Here is an 18,358-nt window from a genome sequence, read left to right on the forward strand (position 1 = left end):
CCGTCGTCGTGTCCGGCCGCCCCCGGGAACGACCGTCCCGAAGGGTGCGCGGGAGCGGGCAGTATAGGAAGCGTGAGTCTCATCGATGTGCTTCCGGCCGAACCCGACCCCGACTCCCTCTTCGAGGCGTTCGCTTTGTGGGCCGAGGAGCGGGGTCTCACGCTCTACCCGCACCAGGAGGAGGCCCTCATCGAGGTCGTCTCCGGGTCCAACGTCATCCTCAACACCCCGACCGGCTCCGGCAAGAGCATGGTCGCCACGGGCGCGCTGTTCGCCGCCCTGGCCAGGAACGAGTGCGCGTTCTACACCGCGCCCATCAAGGCCCTGGTCTCGGAGAAGTTCTTCGACCTGTGCAAGATCTTCGGCACCGACAACGTCGGCATGATGACCGGCGACGCCAGCGTCAACGCCGACGCCCCCATCATCTGCTGCACGGCCGAGGTCCTGGCGCAGATCGCGCTCGCCGAGGGCGGCCGCGCCGACATCGGCACCGTGGTCATGGACGAGTTCCACTTCTACGCCGAACCCGATCGCGGCTGGGCCTGGCAGGTGCCGCTGCTGGAGCTGCCCCAGTGCCAGTTCCTCCTCATGTCGGCCACCCTGGGCGACGTCACGCGCTTCGAGGAGGACCTCAACCGGCGCACCGGGCGGTCCACCTCCGTGGTCGCCTCCGCCGAGCGCCCGGTCCCCCTCTACTACGACTACCGGGTCACGCCGCTGCACGAGACGCTGGAGGAACTCCTGTCCACCGGCCAGGCGCCGGTGTACATCGTGCACTTCACGCAGGCGCAGGCCGTCGAGCGGGCGCAGTCGCTGACCAGCATCAACATGTGCTCGAAGGCGGAGAAGGCGGCGATCGCCGAGGAGATCGGCAATTTCCGTTTCACGACCAAGTTCGGGCGCAACCTGTCCCGGTACGTGCGGCACGGCATCGGTGTGCACCACGCGGGCATGCTGCCCAAGTACCGCCGCCTGGTCGAACGGCTGGCCCAGGCCGGGCTGCTCAAGGTCATCTGCGGCACCGACACCCTGGGGGTGGGCGTGAACGTGCCCATCCGCACCGTGCTCTTCACCGCCCTGAGCAAGTACGACGGCGTGCGGGTCCGCCGTCTGCGCGCCCGCGAGTTCCACCAGATCGCCGGGCGGGCCGGACGCGCCGGATTCGACACCGTGGGCAACGTGGTCGCCCAGGCGCCCGAGCACGTGATCGAGAACGAGAAGGCGCTGGCCAAGGCGGGCGACGACGCCAAGAAGCGGCGCAAGGTCGTGCGCAAGAAGGCCCCCGAGGGCTTCGTCTCCTGGGACAAGGCGACGTTCGACAAGCTCATCGACGCCGAGCCCGAGCCGCTGACCTCCCGGTTCCGTGTCAGCAACGCCATGCTGCTCAGCGTGATCGGCCGCCCCGGCAACTGCTTCACCGCCATGCGGCACCTGCTCACCGAGAACCACGACGACCGCAGGACGCAGCGCCGCCACATCCGCGAGGCGATCGCCATCTACCGGTCGCTGCTGGACGGCGGCATCGTCGAGACCCTGCCCGAACCGGACGAGCAGGGCCGGACCGCCCGTCTCACGGTCGACCTCCAGGCCGACTTCGCGCTCAACCAGCCGCTGTCCACGTTCGCCCTGGCCGCCCTGGAACTGCTCGACACGGCCTCCCCCGGCTACGCCCTGGACGTGCTCAGCGTCGTGGAGTCCACCCTGGACGACCCCCGGCAGATCCTCGGCGCCCAGCTCAACAAGGCCCGCGGCGAGGCCGTCCAGCAGATGAAGATGGACGGGATCGAGTACGAGGAGCGCATGGAGCGGCTGGAGGAGGTCGACTACCCCAAGCCGCTGGAGGAGCTGCTCGACCACGCCTACGAGGTCTACCGGCGCGGCCACCCGTGGGTGGGCGACCACCCGCTGCGGCCCAAGTCGGTGGCGCGCGACATGTTCGAGCGGGCGATGACCTTCACCGAGTACGTGGGCTTCTACGAGCTCGCCCGCTCCGAGGGGCTGGTGCTGCGCTACCTGGCGAGCGCCTACAAGGCCCTCAACCAGACCGTGCCCGACGACGCCAAGACCGAGGAGCTGCGCGACCTCGTCGAGTGGCTCGGCGAGCTGGTCCGCCAGGTCGACTCCAGCCTCCTGGACGAGTGGGAGCAGCTGACCAACCCCGAGGAGGAGTCCCCCGACGGGGAGGCCGAGGCGGAGGAGCGGGTCCGCCCGGTCACCGCCAACACGCGGGCGTTCCGGGTCCTGGTGCGCAACGAGATGTTCCGCCGGGTCGAGCTGGCCTCCCGCCGCCGCTACGCCGAGCTGGGGGGGCTGGACTCCGACGCCGGGTGGGACGCCGAGGCCTGGGAGGAGGCCCTGGAGGACTACTTCGACGAGCACGACGAGATCGGGACCGGCCCCGACGCGCGCGGTCCCGCGCTCCTGCTCATCGAGGAGGAGGACGGGCTCTGGCGGATCCGGCAGGTCCTGGCCGACCCGGCGGGCGACCGCGACTGGGGGATCAGCGCCGAGGTCGACCTGGCCGCCTCCGACGCCGAGGGCCACGCGGTCGTGCGGGTCACCGACGTCAACCGGCTCTGAGGCGGCCCGCACCCCGGCGGCGCCCGACCGCGCCCCCGGGGAGGGGCCGTCAGCGACCGCCGCCCGCCAGCAGGTGGGCGTTGGCCTCGCGCGCGCCCTCGGCCAGGTCGGGGCGTTCCACGACCTGGCGGCCCGCGCGGCGCAGCCGTTCGGCGCCGTCGCAGTCGACGAAAAGCTCCGGCTCGCGCCAGGCGAAGACCACGCGTGGGACCGGGGTGCCCAGCACCAGCTCCGCGCAGGGCACGGGACGGGAGGCGCGGGCGCTGCACGGTTCCAGCGACGTGTAGAGGGTGGCCCCGCCCAGGCGTGGGTCGGCCGCGTCCACCTCCCTGAGCGCGACCTCCTCGGCGTGGTCGTGCGGGGAGTCGCGGCGCGAGTAGCCCTCGCCCAGGACGGTTCCGTCGGCGGCGACCACGACCGCGCCGACGGAGAACGCCGTGGTGGAGGGCGGACAGTTCCGTGACAGGTCGATCGTCCGGCGCAGCCAGTGCGCGTCGGCGGCACCGTCGGCCGGAGGCGGTCCGGCGCTCACTCCCCCGCCCCCAGGCGGTAGCGCAGGACGACGACGTCGCCGAGCGCGCGGGTCCCGACCAGGCGCATGGGCGACGCGGGCCCGTGCGGGAAGGCGCCGGGCAGGACGAAGCGCGGGGCGTCCGCCTCGCCCACGAAGAAGGGCGCGATCGCCAGGCGGAGTTCGTCCACCAGGCCCGAGGTGAGGAAGAGCGTGTGGACGTGGCCGCCGCCCTCCACGAGCAGGCGCTCGACGCCGCGCGCGGCCAGGTCGGCCAGGATCGCCTCGGCGGTGGGCGGGTCCCCGACGTCCACGACCTCGGCGGGGGGCTCGGCGGTCGGCCGTGCGGCCAGGCGTGCGCGGGCCAGGGCCACGCCGTCACCGCCGGTGTAGACGACCGCCCCGGCGTCGCCGGTCGCGAACAGGCGCGCGGAGGGGTCCACGTCGCCGCCCCGGGTGACCACGGCCTTGAGCAGGTGCTCGGTGCGGCCCTGGGCGCGGCGGCGCTCGCGCAGCGCCGGGGAGCGCACGAGGAGCCTGGGGTCGTCGGCGCGCAGCGTTCCCGCGCCGACGAGGATCGCGTCGCACTCGGCGCGCAGCTCGTCGATCTCGGCGAAATCGGCCTCGTTGGACAACCGCAGCCGTTCGTGACCGGTGTCGTCGATGCGTCCGTCGACCGACATGGCGCAGCTCAGGATGGTGTGGGGACGGTCCATCCCCCCAGGCTAGCCGCGCGGGACGGGATCGGGTCCGGACACGGCGCGGGTTCCGGGGGAGGTCGCGCCGGGGGTTTTCGGCCGGGACGCGGACCCGGCGCCTCCTGCGCATTGCTGCCTGAGGAACGGTATTCGCGCAGGCAGAGAGAACGCATCGCGAATTACTCGCCCGTATTCACGGCGACCTTATTGTACTCCGCTCCGTATACGCCCGGTGGCACTTCGCCGACATACGCGGACAACACACCTTCCGATACCTGTTCGAGGAAGCGGCCCCGAGCTGGCCGTCACCGCCCTCCGGAAGGACGCCGAACCGGTTTCCCCACGGTCCCCGCGGGCCCGTCGGAGCGGTCTCCGACGGGCCCGCACCCCCTCGCTGATTCCTCGCAAAATGGACATTAGGGGTATACGTCCCGCTTGTCCCGAGATTGGAGTAACGCCCAACACATCAGGGGGACAAGGGCACTCCGTCCCGCTTTTTTTACAACCCGTATCCTCGACTCGGTTAACAAACACCACCCGTGAGGAATACAATCCCAGGAGTCGACCACACTTCCCCACCTCACGACAAGAGGACGGCGATGTCGCGATTCACCTCCCCCGATTTCCTGAGGCAGGCGGGGGGCAAACACGTCCGGGCCAATCCGCCGCCCACCGTCGATCTGACCCAGCCCAGCATCGCTCGGCTGCGCTCCTTCCACCTCAAGGGCAAGGACCACTTCGAGAGCGACCGCGAGCTCGCCACTCGCGCCGACGACGCCGCGCCCGGCTTCCAGGAGATCGTCCTCGGTGAGCGCGCCTTCCTCCAACGCGCGGTCCGCTTCCTCGTCGAGGAGGCGGGCATCAGGCAGTTCCTCCAGTTCGGCTCGGGTCTGCCGGGTCCGGGGGATCCGCACGAGATCGCCCTCGCGAGCGATCCGGACGCCCGCGTCGTCTACGCCACCGACGACCCCATGGTGCTGACCCACCTGCGCGCCCTGATCTGCGACGGCCGGACCGTCACGGCCGTGCGCGGAGGGCTGACCGAACCCGGCCAGGTCCTGCGCGACGACGAGACCCGCCGGTTCCTCGACCTCGACCAGCCGGTGGGGCTCCTGCTCACCGGCGTCGTGCCGCACGTGTCCGACGACGACGACCCGGCCGGGCACATCGCGACCCTGCGCGCGGCGTTCACCCCCGGCAGCCACGTCGTCCTCAGCCACTACTGCCGCCCCGACCCGGGCCAGTTCTCCAAGGACGCGATGCGGGCCACCCGACTGGAGCAGGTCTTCGTCGAGCACCTCGGCTCCGGCTGGTGGCGCGGACGCCGCGCGGTGGAGGCCCTCCTCGGCGGCTGGGAGATCCTCAGCCCCGGAGTGCTCGAAGTACAGCGCTGGCGCACCCTGCCCGTCGCACCGCCCGTCCCGGGCACCTACCAGATGCCCCGCCGCAACCGTCGACTGATCATCGGCGGTGTGGGCCGGATCTGAACCCGTCGCCCCCTCTCCCCCGCGTTGGAGCCCTCCCGGCCCGGCAGCGGGTGAGGGGCGTCGTGCCGCCCACCCCGAGAACGACGAAGGGCCCTCCCCCGTTGGGAAGGACCCTGGACTGCTCCCGCGACTGGACTCGAACCAGTAACCTGCCGGTTAACAGCCGGCTGCTCTGCCAATTGAGCTACGCGGGATGGCGACCGCCAGCGCCCTCCGGGCCGCGGCGACACGCACTAGCCTAGCGCCTGCGAAGGGGTGCTCGCGACGGGTTTCCCGCCTCCCGCCGCCGGTGATCCGCACCGCCGGCGGCCCTCGCGTACGACGAAGGGCCCTCCCCTGTCGGGAAGGACCCTGGACTGCTCCCGCGACTGGACTCGAACCAGTAACCTGCCGGTTAACAGCCGGCTGCTCTGCCAATTGAGCTACGCGGGATCGCGGTCGGCGGCGTCCCCGCCGGGGGTCGCTGCGACACGCACCAGCCTAGCGCGGTTCCGGAGTGCTCGTGACCGGTGTCGGGCCGTGTGGCCGCGGCCACGACGCGGTAACGTCAGGGCACGAACCGTCCCGAACGCCACCAAGGCCTGGAGAGGGAGCCCATGCGCTACCGGATCACCTTCGCCGCCGGACTCGCCATCGGTTACGTCCTGGGCGCCAAGGCGGGCAGGGCCCGCTACGAGCAGCTCGTCCGCACCGCCCGGAAGGTCGCCGACAGCCCGGTCGTACAGGAGGTGGCCGGGCTCGTGGGCGCGCAGGTCAGCAACGCGGGACGCACGGCCTACGACAAGGCCGTCGACACCCTTCCCATCACCTCCCTGCGCGACTTCCTCGCCCGCCCCACGGAGGAGGAGCGGGATCTCGTCGAGTGGGAGCGGCACATGGCCGAGGGCGGCCCGTCGAGCGCCAACGGCTCGTCCGAGAGCCCCCGGGACCGCTAGTGGGCCTGTTCGGCCGCGGGATCCCCGAGTCGGTCCGCGCGCGGCTGGAGCGCGGCGAGCGCGTGCTCGCCCACGCGCCGGTGCGCGCGGCCGAGGGCGAGCAGCCCCTCCTGGTCGCCACCACGCGAGCGCTGTACCTGCCCGACGGCCGCGCGGTGCCCTGGCAGGACATCGACCAGGCCCGGTGGACCCCGGACACGCTGACCTTCGACGAGGAGGGCGCGGGGCGGCGGACCGTCCGGCTGTGCGCGGAACCGGCCGAGGACGCCGTCGACTACCGCCGCATCGCCGAGGCGGTCGCCGAGCGCGTCACCGCCACCATCCTGGTCAACCGGTTCGTCCCCTACCCCCGCGCCGACTCGGCCACCGGCTTCCGCCTGGTGGCGCGCCGACCCCCCGGGAGCGGCGAGGCGCGCTGGCGCGTCCACCTGAGCGAGGGCCTGGACCCGAAGGACCAGGACCTGTCCGACGCCGTCGCACACGTCCTGGCCACCCTCCGGGACCAGATGGGCGTCTGAGCCCGTTCACGCGGCCTCGCGGGACCCGGCGCACCCCTCGCACGTCATGCGTCGCGGTCGGCGATCCCCCGTGCGAGGACCTCGGCCAGGTGCAGGGCGCGACGGCCGGTGCCCTGGTCGATCTGGGTCCGGCAGCTGTAACCGTCGGCCAGGACCAGGGTGTCCGCGTCCGCCGCGCGCACCCGGGGAAGGAGTTCGCGTTCCCCGATGGCGGTGGAGATCTCGTAGTGCCCCTCGGTGAACCCGAAGTCGCCCGCGAGCCCGCAGCACCCCGAGTCCAGGACCTCCCCGTCGATCCCCGCCCCGGCGATGAGCTCGCGCTCGGCGTCGAACCCCATGACGGCGTGCTGGTGGCAGTGCACCTGGGCCAGCGCCCTGGCCGAGAGCCGGGGCGGCCGCCACTCGGGGGCGTGGGCGTTGAGGAACCCCGCCAGGGTGTGCACGGCCTCCGCGACCCGCTCGCTCGCGGGGCCGGGCAGCAGCTCCACCAGGTCGTGGCGCAGGGCCGCCGTGCAGCTGGGCTCCAGACCGACCACGGGCAGCCCCTGGGCCACCCACGGCTCCAGGGCCCGGACGGCGCGGCGCATCACCGCCCGGGCGACGTCCAGTTGGCCGGTGGACACCCACGTCAGCCCGCAGCACACCTGGCCCTCGGGGAGCACGACCGTGAAGCCCGCGTCCTCCAGGACCCGCGTGGCGGCGGCGAGCACCCGTGGATCGAGGTGGTTGCCGAAGGTGTCGGGCCACAGGACGACCCGGCGGCCGACCGTGCGGGCCCGGCCGCGCCGCTGACGGCGGCGGAAGGCCCGGGTGAAGGTCGTGGTGGCGAAGGCGGGGAGGTCGCGCCGCGCGGCCACCCCGGCCAGCCGCTTGGCCAGGCGTGCGACGCCGGGCAGGCGGGCGACCCGGTTGGCCTCGGCCGGGGCCAGAGCGGCCAGCCGGGCCCAGAGCGGCAGCCAGCCCATCGAGTAGTGCGCGGCCGGACGCGGGCGCCCCCGGTAGTGCTGGTGCAGGAACTCGGACTTGTAGGCGGCCATGTCCACGTTGACCGGGCAGTCGCTCAGGCAGCCCTTGCACGACAGGCACAGGTCGAGGCTCTCGCGCACCTCCTCCGACCGCCAGCCGTCGGTGATGACCTCCCCCTTGGCCATCTCGAACAGCAGGTGGGCCCGCCCGCGCGTGGAGTGCCGTTCCTCCTGGGTGACCTGGTAGCTGGGGCACATGACGCCGGGCCCGCTCTGGCGGCGGCACTTGCCCACGCCCGAGCAGCGGCGCAGGGTCCGCGCGAAGTCGCCGTCGTCGTCGGTGTAGGCGAGGGTGACCTCCGACAGCAGGGGCAGTGCGGGGCGGTCGTCGGCGGCCACCCGGATGTCGGCGTCCAGGGGCAGCGGGTCGACGATGATGCCGGGGTTCATCAGCCCGTCCGGGTCCCACGCGCGCTTGAACGCGCCGAACGCCCGGATGATCCCCTCGGGGTACATACGGCGGAGGAGTTCCGAGCGGGCCTGCCCGTCCCCGTGCTCGCCGGACAGGGATCCGCCGTGCGCGACGACCAGGTCGGCGGCCTCCTCCATGAACGCCCGGTACTCGCGCCGGCCCCGCTCGTGGGTGAGGGCGAAGTCGATGCGCACGTGCAGGCACCCGTCGCCGAAGTGCCCGTAGACGACGCCGAAGCGCCCGTGCCGCTCCATGAGCGCGTCGAAGTCGCGCAGGTAGCCGCCCAGGTTCCGCGGTGGGACGGCGGCGTCCTCCCAGCCCGACCAGGCGTCGTCCCCGCTCGGTGTGCGCTGGGTGAGCCCGGCGCCCTCCTCGCGGATCCGCCACAGCGCCCTCTGGTGTGCGGCGTCGGTGACCACGACGGCGTCCCGCGGTCGGGACGCCCCCTTGAGCTCGGAGAGCATCCGCTCCGCCGCCCCGGTGGCCTCGGCGGGGTCCGCTCCGGCGATCTCCACCAGGAGCCAGGCGCCGCCCTCGGGCAGGGGGACACGGCTCCGGGACCCGTGCCGGTCCAGGGCGGCGACCATGCGGTGGTTGATGCCCTCGGCGGTCAGCGGCGCGTGGTCGAGCAGGTCGGGCACGGCGTCGGCGGCCGCGGCGGCGTCGGGGTAGCCCAGGACCGCCAGGGCGCGGGCGGGCGGCGACTCGACCAGGCGGACGGTGGCGCCCAGGACGAGGACGCAGGTGCCCTCGGTGCCGACGAGGGCGGCGGCGACGTCGCGGCCCTTCTCCGGGAGCAGCCGGTCCAGGGCGTAGCCGGAGACGCGGCGCCGGAACTCGGGCATGGTGGTGCGCAGGTCGGCGCGGTGCTCCTCGACGATCCGGTCGAGTTCGGTGTAGATCCCGCCCTCGCGTCCCGGCCGCCGGGTCAGCTCCGCCCACTCCTCGGGGGTGTGGCGGGAGCCGACCGTCATGCGGGTGCCGTCGGCGAGGAGGACGTCGAGGGCGACGATGTTGTCGGCGGTGGTGCCCCAGGCCACGGAGTGGGAGCCGCAGGCGTTGTTGCCGACCATGCCGCCGACGGTGCAGCGGCTGTGCGTGGAGGGGTCGGGGGCGAAGGTGAGCCCGTGGGCGGACGCCGCCTCGCGCAGGTCGTCGAGGATGACGCCGGGCTGCACGGTGGCGGTGCGGGCCACGGGGTCGATGTGTTCGATGGCGCGCAGGTGGCGCGAGGTGTCGATGACGACGCCGGTGCCGATGGCGTTGCCCGCGATCGACGTGCCGCCGCCCCGGGGCACGACCGGGACGCCGTGCTCGGCGCAGGTGCGGACGGCGGCCACGCAGTCGTCGACGGTCTCGGGGATGACGACGCCGAGGGGGACGCGTCGGTAGTTGGAGGCGTCGGAGGTGTACAGGGCGAGCGTTCCGGGGTCGAAGGCGACCGTCCCCCGGATCCGGCGCTCCAGGTCGCGGCGGAGGTCGGCGGGGGCGGTGCGGGAGGAGGAGAGCTGCGCGTCGGCCATGTCCTCAGCGTGGCCGTCCGGGTCGGGGCGTGGCAACCGCGGCACGCCCCCGGATCGTCTCCGATCGGGGAGACGGCGACGCCGTGGCGCGTCCCGCGGCGCCGTCACTCCAGGGACTCGTCCATGGCCCGGACCAGCTCGCCCTCGGGGTCCATGTCCAGGTTCCACACCATGAGCCCGCCCAGGCCGCGGTCGCGGACGTACTCGCCCTTGAGCGCGATCACGTCGGCGTTGTCGTAGGTCCACCAGGTGTCGCCGTCGTAGATCCAGTAGGCGCCCGCCTCCTCGTCGAGGAACCGTCGCCCGTCGCGTTCCTCCAGGTCGGCGAAGGCCATGGTGGGGCCGTCGTAGGCGTCGTCGGCGGGGGCCCCGGCCACCTGGCCGCGCCCCGCGTCCTGGGCGCCCACGCCCTGCCAGCCGCGCCCGAAGGCCGGGACGCCCACGACGAGGCGCGACGGGTCCGCGCCCAGGTCGAGGTAGCGCTGGACGGCCCGGTCCACGCTGTCGGCCCCGGGGTCGTGGGCGGGCGCGTACAGGTTGGAGTGGTGGGCGGTCCGCTCGTTCCACGGGCCCGCGAAGTCGTAGCCCTGGACGGTGGCGAAGTCGACGAGGTCGAACAGTTCGGCCTCGTAGGCGGTGCTGGGCTCGGCCCCGCCGGGCAGGGAGACCGACAGCGTGTACTCGGCGCCGGTCTCCTCGCCCAGCGCGTCCAGTTGGCGGCGGAACTCGGCGACCAGCGCCGTGAGGTTGGCGGGGTCGTCGGAGTGGACCACGTTGCCGGGGTCGCCCTGCCCGCCCGGCCACTCCCAGTCCAGGTCGACGCCGTCGAAGACCCCGGCCGCCGCGCCCTCGCCGCCCTGGGGGCCGCCGTCGAGGACGGGCAGGTCGCCGCGGATCCACAGGTCCAGGCAGGAGGCGACGAACGCCTCCCGGGACTCGGGGGTGCGGGCGGCCACCGACAGGTACGTCGACCAGCTCCAGCCGCCCAGGGACAGGCTCGCGCCCAGGTGCGGGTGGTCCTCGCGGAGCAGCCGCAGCTGGTGCAGGCTCCCGGCCAGGTCCTGGTCGGGGCGGTCGGCCCGGCCGTCGACGCTCTCCTCGGCGGTGTAGGGCCGCTGGTACAGCTCCCACGGCTGGTCGTCGCGTCCGGAGGGAATGTGGCACAGGCCGTCCTCGCTGACGTCCCCGAACGCCCACATCAGACGGGTCAGGTGCTCCGGTGCGCCGCTGGCCGCCACGTCCGCGACGGTGAAGCCGCGGTCGGCCACGTTCCAGCCCGCGACGTAGGCGACGCGTTCGGGCTCACGGCCGCCGAGCAGGACGAGGCCGGTCGCGACGAGGGCGACGACGGCCACGGCGGCGGCCAGCGGGGGCAGGTGGCGGCGGGGTCGGGGTCGGGCCGGGGAGGATCGGTTGACCTGCACCCTTCGACCCTAGGCACGACGCGCCGCGCGCACAGGGGGTTCGGGGCAAGACGGCCACATCGGGCCATTTCCCGTGCCGCAGAACCCGTGGCGCCGCCGACTCGTTCGCGGCCGCTCAGTCGCTGGTGAGGTAGTCGCGCAGGGTGCCCGCGCGGGAGGGGTGGCGCAGTTTGGCGAGCGTCTTGGCCTCGATCTGGCGGATGCGCTCGCGGGTCACGCCGAACTCGCGGCCGACCTCCTCCAGTGTGCGGGGGTGCCCGTCGGCCATGCCGAAGCGGAGCCGGATGATGCGGCGTTCGCGTTCGGACAGGTCGCCCAGCAGGACGCGCAACTGCTCCTGGAGGAGCGTGAAGGAGGCGGCCTCCACGGGGACCACGGCGTCGGAGTCCTCGATGAAGTCGCCGAAGTCGGACTCCTCCTCCCCGATCGGCGCCTGGAGCGACACCGGTTCGCGGGCGATCCGCTGGATCTCCAGCACCCGTTCGCCGCCGCACCCGGCGGCGGAGGAGATCTCGGCGGTGCTCGGCTCGCGGCCCAGCTGTTGGTGGAGCCGGTGCTGGATCCGCAGGAGCTTGTTGATCGTCTCCACCATGTGCACGGGGATCCGGATGGTCCGCGCCTGGTCGGCGATGGCCCGGGTGATGGCCTGGCGGATCCACCACGTGGCGTAGGTGGAGAACTTGAACCCCTTGGCGTAGTCGAACTTCTCCACCGCGCGGATCAGGCCGAGGTTGCCCTCCTGGATGAGGTCGAGGAAGAGCAGCCCCCGCCCCATGTAGCGCTTGGCGATCGACACGACCAGGCGGAGGTTGGCCTCGATCAGCCGCCGTTTGGCGCGGTGTCCCTCCTCGATCAGGGCGGCCAGCTCCTCGGAGGTGTACGCCCGCCCGTCCGGGTCCCGGCGCTGGGCGTACAGGCCCGCCTCGATCGCCTTGGCGAGGTCGACCTCCTCCTCGGCGGTGAGCAGCGGGACCCGGCCGATCTCACCGAGGTAGAGGCGGACCAGGTCCGAGCCCGACCGTCTGCTCCCGTCGATCTGGGGCCCGGGCTCCTCCGGGTCGGCGACGTCGACCCCGATCCGGGTCAGCTGGGCGACGGCCTGGTCCAGGGCGTCGGGGGGCGCGTCCAACCGTTCCAGGGCGGAGGCGACCTCACCGCGACTGACCGTTCCCCGGCCCGCGTCCGGGAGAAGTCCGGCCACCCGCTGAACCGGAGGCATTTCGTTCGTCACAACCGTGGAAGCCACCACTACATTGTGCAGCTCCAGGTACCGGGAAGGGGAGACCCATTATTGTCACCCCGGTGCTACATTCACCCCTGGACGCCCTCCTGGAGGGCTCGTTTGACCTGCTGGAGGCGCATGAGTTCGGTGAATACCCGCTGCTGTTCCTCGACCTGCGACGTTCCTTCGAGGCGGGCGAGCTCGGATTTGAGGTTTGCCACCCGCCGATTGATGGAATGAGTCCTGATTGTGCCCAGCATTTGAGTCGCGTAATGCTCGTCGAGTTCTCCATAGAACTCCACGGGCTCGACCACCAAACGGGTGAGGAAATCGCGCTGGGCGTCATTGGGCGCGGCCTCGCGCAGGTCGTTCACCCACGCCTGGGGGTCGTGCGCGGCGGCCACTCCGCCGTGCTGGGCGATGAGGGCGCGCACCGCCCGGTGCTGGGGAACGGTGAAGTCCTCGTCGGTGAACTCGTCGAACCCCCGGGCCAGCCCGGGGAACTGGACGGCGATCTTCAGCGCCTGCCGCTCGCGCTGGACCGAGGGGTCGCGCAGGTCGTAGGGGGCCTCCCCCGCGTCCGGGGTGGGGACCGGGCGGGACTCGGCGCGCGGACGCCGCTCGCCTCCGCGCCCGCCGCCCGCGCGCATGTGCTGGGCGACCCGGCGTTGGACGAGGGCCTCGTCCATGATGCCGGTCCACCGGTCCAGGCTCGCCCCGTAGTTGCGGCGCACGCCCTCGTCGCGGATGCTCGCCACGATCGGCGCGGCCGCGTCCAGGGCGGCCATCCGACCCTCGGGCGAGGACAGGTCGTAGCCCTCCATGACGTTGCGGATCATGAACTCGTAGAGCCGCACGGCGCCGTCGACCAGGTCGGCCACCGCCTGCGGGCCGTGCTGGAACCGCAGGTCGCAGGGGTCGAGCCCGTCGGACTGGACGGCGACGTAGGTCTCGGAGGTGAAGCCGTGCTCCTCGGCGAAGGCGCGCACGGCGGCCTTCTGGCCCGCCTTGTCGCCGTCGAAGGTGAAGACCACCCGGCCGCCCTGGTTGGTGCGGCCCAACAGCATGCGGCGCAGGATCTTGACGTGGTCCTCCCCGAAGGAGGTGCCGCAGGTGGCCACGGCGGTGGTCACCCCGGCGTCGTGGCAGGCCATGACGTCGGTGTAGCCCTCGACGATGACCGCCTCGCCCTTCTGGGAGATGTCCCGCTTGGCCAGGTCGAGCCCGTAGAGCAGCCGCCCCTTGTGGAAGATGGGGCTCTCGGGTGAGTTGAGGTACTTGGGCCCGTCCTCGGCGGGGTCGAGCTTGCGGGCGCCGAACCCGACGACCTCGCCGGTGACCTCGCGCACCGGCCACAGCAGGCGGTTGCGGAAGCGGTCGTAGGCTCCGCGCCGCCCCTGACTGGCCAGGCCGCCGCTGATGAGCTCCTGGTCGGTGAAGCCCTTGCGGCGCAGGTGGGCGGTGAGGTTCTCCCACCCGGCGGGGGCGAAGCCGAGGCCGAAACGCTCGGCGTGGGTCCGGTTGAAGCCGCGCTCGGTGAGGAAGCGGCGCGCGGTGGCCGCCTCGGGGGACAGCAGGTGCTCGGCGTAGAACTCGGCGGCGGCGCGGTGGGCGTCGAGCAGGCGCTGGCGCTTGCCCTCGTCGCGCCGGGTGCTGCGGCCGCCCTCCTCGTAGCGCAGGGTGATGCCGGACTGCCGCGCGAGGGACTCGACGGCCTCGGTGAAGCTGAGGCTGTCGATCCGCTGCACGAAGGAGATGACGTCCCCGCCTTCGTTGCAGCCGAAGCAGTACCACAGGTTCTTGGCTGGCGTGACGTTGAAGGAGGGGGACTTCTCGTCGTGGAACGGGCACAGTCCCTTGAGCGAGCCGCCCCCGGCGCTGCGCAGCTGGAGGTACTCGCCCACCACGTCCGCGATGGGGGTGCGTTCGCGCACCAGGGCGATGTCTTCGTCTTTGATCCGGCCTGCCACGGGTGACAGCCTAGTTCGCCGAACCGACCGTCCGGCCCTCGTCCACAGGCCCATCCCTCCCTTCCGCCACCCCCACCCGTTCTCCCTCCGTCCACCCGGGCGACACCGGGGCGTCGACGCGGCCTGGCAGCGTCGGGCCCACCCCCCAGCCGAGGAGGATCGACTCCGGTGCCCGGTCTCCCCCAGCCGATCGACCGTCGCACGACCTGGCTCGCCGTGGGCGCCGGCGTCCTGGTCGTGGCCCTCATCACGGTCGGATTCGTCGTGTTCGGACGCGACCCGGTGCCCGTCGCGGGCGTCGTGGGGTCGGAGAAGGTCGCGTTCTTCGAGGACGAGCGCGTCCAGGACCGCTTCGAGGACCTGGGGTACGCGGTCACGGTGCGACCGCGCGGCTCCCGGCTGCTCGGCGAGCGCACCGACGGCGCCGACTTCGTCTCCCCCGGCTCACGCCACCTGGCCGAGCGCGCCCAGGAGCTCAACGGCGTCTCCACCGAGTACCTGCCGTTCAGCACACCGATGGTCCTGCTCGGCTACGAGCCCATGGTGCGCGCCCTGGAGGACGCCGGGGTCACCCGCGTGGCCGAGGACGGCACCTGGTCCTTCGACATGGCCGCCTACCTGGAGCTGACCGAGGAGCGCACCCGCTGGCGCGACCTGCCCGGGGACTCGGTGAGTTCCAGCAACCGCAACGAGGTGCTGGTGCGCACCACCGACCCGCGCACCTCCAACTCCGCCGCCATGCACGCCGTGGTGCTGTCCTACCTGCTCAACGGCGAGGAGGTCCTGGCCCCCGGGGCGGTGGACGAGGACATCGCCGACACCATCTCCCGACTCTTCCTCGCCCAGGGCCAACCGCCGGAGTCCTCCCGCCAGCCCTTCGAGCAGTTCCGCGACCTCGGCGCCGGGCACACGCCGCTGGTGTGGGTGTACGAGTCCCAGTACGTGCAGGCGATGGTGAACGGTCCCGCGCTCGCCGACGACGTGGTCGTGCTCTACCCGGGCCCCACCGTGTTCTCCGAGCACGCCGTCGTCCCGCTCACCGCCGTGGGGGACGAGGTCGGCCGCCTGCTCACCGAGGACCCCGAACTCCAGGAGCTGGCCGCCGCGCACGGCTTCCGCACCGACGACACCGCCCTGTTCGGCGACCTGGTGGCGGAGTACGGCCTCCCGGTCCGCCTCCAGGTCACCGACGTCGTCCACCCGCCGACCCACGAGGCCTTGGAGGCACTGCTGACCAGCATCGAGGACGCCTACACGACCAGCGGCGCCCGTCCCCCCGTGCCCGAGGAGTCCGAGCGGCCGATCGGGGGTGGTCGGGGATGAGGCGCGCGCTGCCCGCCGCCGCGCTCGCGGCGGTCCTCACCGCGTCCTCCTGCTCGCTCGTCGACGGTCTGGGCGGGGACACCCTGCGCGTCCTGGCCGGAAGCGAGATCGCCGACCTCGAACCGCTGCTGGAGGAGGTCGCCGAACGCACCGGCGTCCAGGTGGAACTCGACTACGGCGGCACGCTCGACGGGCTGGCCAGGGTCGCCGCGGGCGACGCCGGGGACTACGACGCGGTCTGGTTCGCCTCCAACCGGTACCTGCACCTGCACTCGAACGGCAGGTCGGCCGTGCACACGGAGACGCCGATCATGGTCTCGCCCGTGGTGCTGGGTGTGGCCGGGGCGCGCGCCGAAGCCCTGGGGTGGACCGGGGAGACCGACGTGACGTGGGCGGACGTGGCCGACGCCGTCGCGACCGAGGAGCTGACCTACGGGATGACCAACCCGGGCGCCTCCAACTCCGGGTTCTCCGCGCTGATCGGGGTCGCCTCGGCGCTGGCCGACACCGGCTCGGCGCTGCGGAGCGAGGACGTGGAGCGGGTCCGCCCGGAGCTGGTGGAGTTCTTCGAGGGGCAGGAGGTCACCGCCGGGTCGTCGGGATGGCTGGCGCAGGACTTCGAGCGGCGCGCCCGCGAGGGGCGGCCGGTCGACGGGATGATCAACTACGAGTCGGTACTGCTGTCGGTGAACGACTCGGGGGTCCTGGGGGAGCCGCTCACCCTGGTGCACCCGGCCGACGGCACGGTGACCGCCGACTACCCGCTGACGCTGCTGGCGGGGGCCTCGGAGGAGACTCTGTCCGCCTACGAGCTCCTGGTCGGGGACCTGCTGTCGCGGGACACGCAGCAGCGGATCGCCGACGACACCTGGCGGCGCCCGGTCACCCAGGGGGCGGCCCTGGCGGCGGACGTGCCCCCTCTCGTCGAGCTGCCCTTCCCCGCCCAGGTGGAGGTGGTGGACGAGCTGGTCGCGGACTACGTCGGCGTCCTGCGGCGGCCCGCGCGCACGGTCTACGTCCTCGACGTGTCGGGGTCGATGGAGGGCGACCGGATCGCGGACCTGCGGTCGTCGCTGGAGGCGCTGACGGGGGCGGACGGCGGCTCGCTCGCGCAGCGGACGCAGGCCTTCCAGGAGCGCGAGGAGGTGACCCTGCTGCCGTTCTCCACCGAGCCGGGGGAGCCGCGCACGTTCGTCCTGGAGCCCGGAGCCGTGGAGTCGGTCGCCGCCGACCTGGCCGCGGAGGTGCGCTCGCTGGAGGCCGACGGGGAGACCGCGGCCTACGACGCGCTCCGGGAGGCGTACCGGCTGCTGGACGAGGCCCCCGACGACGACCACCTGACCTCGGTCGTGCTGATGACCGACGGCGCGGTCAACCTGGGCTCGACCCAGGACGACCTGCGCGCGGCGCTGGCGGGGCTGCCGCGCGACGTGGCGGCCACACCGGTGTTCACGGTGCTGTTCGGGGAGTCCAACGAGGCGGAGATGGCGGGGCTGGCCGAGATGACGGGCGGCCGGGTGTTCGACGCCCGGGAGCAGGACCTGGAGCAGGTCTTCCGGGAGATCCGCGGCTACCAGTGACCGGCGCCGTCACGGGGCGGCCGTGCTGTCCCTGACGCGGAGCCGGGCGGGGACGGAGGCGTGCGGCGGGGCGCCGTTCCGCGCCGTCCCGCCCGCGAGCGCGGCGAGGAGGAGGGCGGCGCCGTCCCGGCCGAGGCGGTCGGCGTCGTATCCGACGGTGGTCAGCGGGGGCGTGAGGTAGGCGGCCTCGGGGACGTCGTCGAACCCGACGACGCTGACCTGCCGGGGGACCGCGATCCCCCGTTCCCGGAGGGCGCGCAGGAGCCCGAGCGCCATGGCGTCGTTGGCCGCGAACACCGCCGTGACCGCCTCGCCCCGCCCGTGCGCCTCGGCCAGGCGCAGTCCCCGTTCGTAGCCGGACCGGGGGGTGCCGTCGCCGCCCAGCGGTTCGGGGACGGGCGCGCCGGCCTCGGTCAGCGCCCGGCGCCACCCCCGGGCACGCGCCTCGCCCTCCAGCCAGCCGGGCGGCCCGGCGAGGTGGTGCACGGTGCGGTGGCCCAGGTCCAGCAGGTGGCGGGTGGCGGCGCGGGCCCCGCCCGCCTGGTCGGCGTCGACCGCCGGCAGACCCGATCCCGCTGCGCCGCCGACCACGACGAGCGGCCTCGGTGCCGACAGGTCCCCCAGGGCCTCGGCCACCGACCGCCAGGGGGCCAGGAGCACGCACCCCTCCACGGCCTGGTCGGTCAGGGTGGCGACGGCCGCCGCCGTGTCCGCGCGCGTGTGCCCGTCCAGCCCCACGACGCTCAGGAAGTACCCTGCTCCTCGGACCGTGCGCTCGACGGCGGCCAGGGTTCGGGGGGCGGTGGCGGGGACGTCCAGGGTGAGGGCGCCCAGGCGCTGGGTGCGTCGGGTGACGAGGGCGCGTGCGGTGGCGTTGCGGCGGTAGCCGAGGGCGTCGATGGCCGCGCGGACGCGGGCGACGGTCTCCGTACGTACGTCGCGGTGCCCGTTGACCACCCGTGAGACGGTCTGGTGGGAGACCCCGGCCAGCCGCGCGACGTCGGCCATGACCGGCGCGCGCCCGTCGCGTGCGGACATGGGGGCCTCCTCGCCGCGGTCGCCGGTGGTGGCGCGGCACCATCGTTGGCCGTGCGCGTCCGCGGTGTCAAGGAGGTCACGCGGATGTGTCCGGCCCGGACACCCGTACCCA

13 protein-coding genes and 2 tRNA genes are annotated in these 18,358 nt (G+C 73.2%); 6 read left to right on the top strand and 9 right to left on the bottom strand.

What is annotated here, in order from left to right; translation table 11 throughout:
* Positions 1-87: 87 nt before the first annotated feature.
* Complete coding sequence (locus AB0I72_RS05540; RefSeq protein ID WP_358563753.1) at positions 88-2,580, top strand: DUF3516 domain-containing protein; 2,493 nt, start codon at positions 88-90, stop codon at positions 2,578-2,580.
* Positions 2,581-2,629: 49 nt separating this feature from the next.
* On the opposite strand, the gene AB0I72_RS05545 is transcribed toward AB0I72_RS05540, so the two are convergent.
* Together AB0I72_RS05545 and AB0I72_RS05550 are read right to left on the bottom strand one after the other, a co-directional pair.
* Complete coding sequence (locus AB0I72_RS05545) at positions 2,630-3,112, bottom strand: deaminase (protein WP_358563319.1); 483 nt, start codon at positions 3,110-3,112, stop codon at positions 2,630-2,632.
* On the bottom strand, positions 3,109-3,807 hold the full coding sequence (locus tag AB0I72_RS05550; protein WP_358563321.1) for a RibD family protein: 699 nt from the start codon (positions 3,805-3,807) through the stop codon (positions 3,109-3,111). The genes AB0I72_RS05545 and AB0I72_RS05550 overlap by 4 nt, the downstream gene beginning before the upstream one ends.
* A 581-nt stretch (positions 3,808-4,388) precedes the next feature.
* Here AB0I72_RS05550 and AB0I72_RS05555 point away from each other — a divergent pair.
* Entirely contained in the window at positions 4,389-5,276 is an 888-nt protein-coding gene (locus AB0I72_RS05555; RefSeq protein ID WP_358563323.1) for an SAM-dependent methyltransferase, read from the top strand.
* Positions 5,277-5,397: 121 nt separating this feature from the next.
* Here AB0I72_RS05555 and AB0I72_RS05560 read toward each other — a convergent pair.
* A tRNA-Asn gene (locus AB0I72_RS05560) sits at positions 5,398-5,470 on the bottom strand.
* 165 nt (positions 5,471-5,635) lie between these two features.
* Positions 5,636-5,708: transfer RNA gene (locus tag AB0I72_RS05565), tRNA-Asn, on the bottom strand.
* A 164-nt stretch (positions 5,709-5,872) separates the two neighbouring features.
* On the opposite strand from AB0I72_RS05565, the gene AB0I72_RS05570 reads away from it, so the two are divergent.
* Positions 5,873-6,211: a hypothetical protein gene (locus AB0I72_RS05570; RefSeq protein ID WP_358563325.1), complete on the top strand. Its 339-nt coding sequence runs from the start codon at positions 5,873-5,875 to the stop codon at positions 6,209-6,211.
* Positions 6,211-6,729 (top strand): hypothetical protein, encoded by a 519-nt coding sequence (locus tag AB0I72_RS05575; protein ID WP_358563327.1) that lies wholly within the window; start codon positions 6,211-6,213, stop codon positions 6,727-6,729. Before AB0I72_RS05570 ends, AB0I72_RS05575 begins: the two co-directional genes overlap by 1 nt.
* Before the next feature lie 44 nt (positions 6,730-6,773).
* Here AB0I72_RS05575 and AB0I72_RS05580 read toward each other — a convergent pair whose 3' ends face one another.
* The 4 genes from AB0I72_RS05580 to dnaG form a co-directional block, all read right to left on the bottom strand.
* A complete protein-coding gene (locus AB0I72_RS05580; protein WP_358563329.1) occupies positions 6,774-9,689 on the bottom strand; it encodes an FAD-binding and (Fe-S)-binding domain-containing protein in 2,916 nt (971 codons plus the stop codon).
* A 104-nt stretch (positions 9,690-9,793) separates the two neighbouring features.
* Positions 9,794-11,113 (bottom strand): glycoside hydrolase family 18 protein, encoded by a 1,320-nt coding sequence (locus tag AB0I72_RS05585; protein WP_358563331.1) that lies wholly within the window; start codon positions 11,111-11,113, stop codon positions 9,794-9,796.
* Positions 11,114-11,228: 115 nt separating this feature from the next.
* Positions 11,229-12,314 carry an RNA polymerase sigma factor RpoD gene (gene rpoD / locus AB0I72_RS05590; protein WP_358563333.1) on the bottom strand — a complete coding sequence of 362 codons (1,086 nt, stop codon included), beginning with the start codon at positions 12,312-12,314 and terminating at the stop codon, positions 11,229-11,231.
* Between the two features lie 110 nt (positions 12,315-12,424).
* Complete coding sequence (gene dnaG, locus AB0I72_RS05595; RefSeq protein ID WP_358563335.1) at positions 12,425-14,305, bottom strand: DNA primase; 1,881 nt, start codon at positions 14,303-14,305, stop codon at positions 12,425-12,427.
* Between the two features lie 168 nt (positions 14,306-14,473).
* On the opposite strand from dnaG, the gene AB0I72_RS05600 reads away from it, so the two are divergent.
* Both AB0I72_RS05600 and AB0I72_RS05605 read left to right on the top strand, forming a co-directional pair.
* Positions 14,474-15,628, top strand: coding sequence for a hypothetical protein (locus tag AB0I72_RS05600; RefSeq protein WP_358563337.1), 1,155 nt, complete (start codon positions 14,474-14,476; stop codon positions 15,626-15,628).
* Positions 15,625-17,208 (top strand): substrate-binding domain-containing protein, encoded by a 1,584-nt coding sequence (locus tag AB0I72_RS05605; protein WP_358563339.1) that lies wholly within the window; start codon positions 15,625-15,627, stop codon positions 17,206-17,208. Before AB0I72_RS05600 ends, AB0I72_RS05605 begins: the two co-directional genes overlap by 4 nt.
* A 9-nt stretch (positions 17,209-17,217) precedes the next feature.
* On the opposite strand, the gene AB0I72_RS05610 is transcribed toward AB0I72_RS05605, so the two are convergent.
* Positions 17,218-18,246, bottom strand: a complete 1,029-nt coding sequence (locus AB0I72_RS05610) for a LacI family DNA-binding transcriptional regulator (protein WP_358563341.1) — start codon at positions 18,244-18,246, stop codon at positions 17,218-17,220.
* Positions 18,247-18,358: the final 112 nt, after the last annotated feature.

Origin of the sequence: Nocardiopsis sp. NPDC049922, assembly GCF_040660275.1 — a bacterium.
Lineage (GTDB): Bacteria > Actinomycetota > Actinomycetes > Streptosporangiales > Streptosporangiaceae > Nocardiopsis.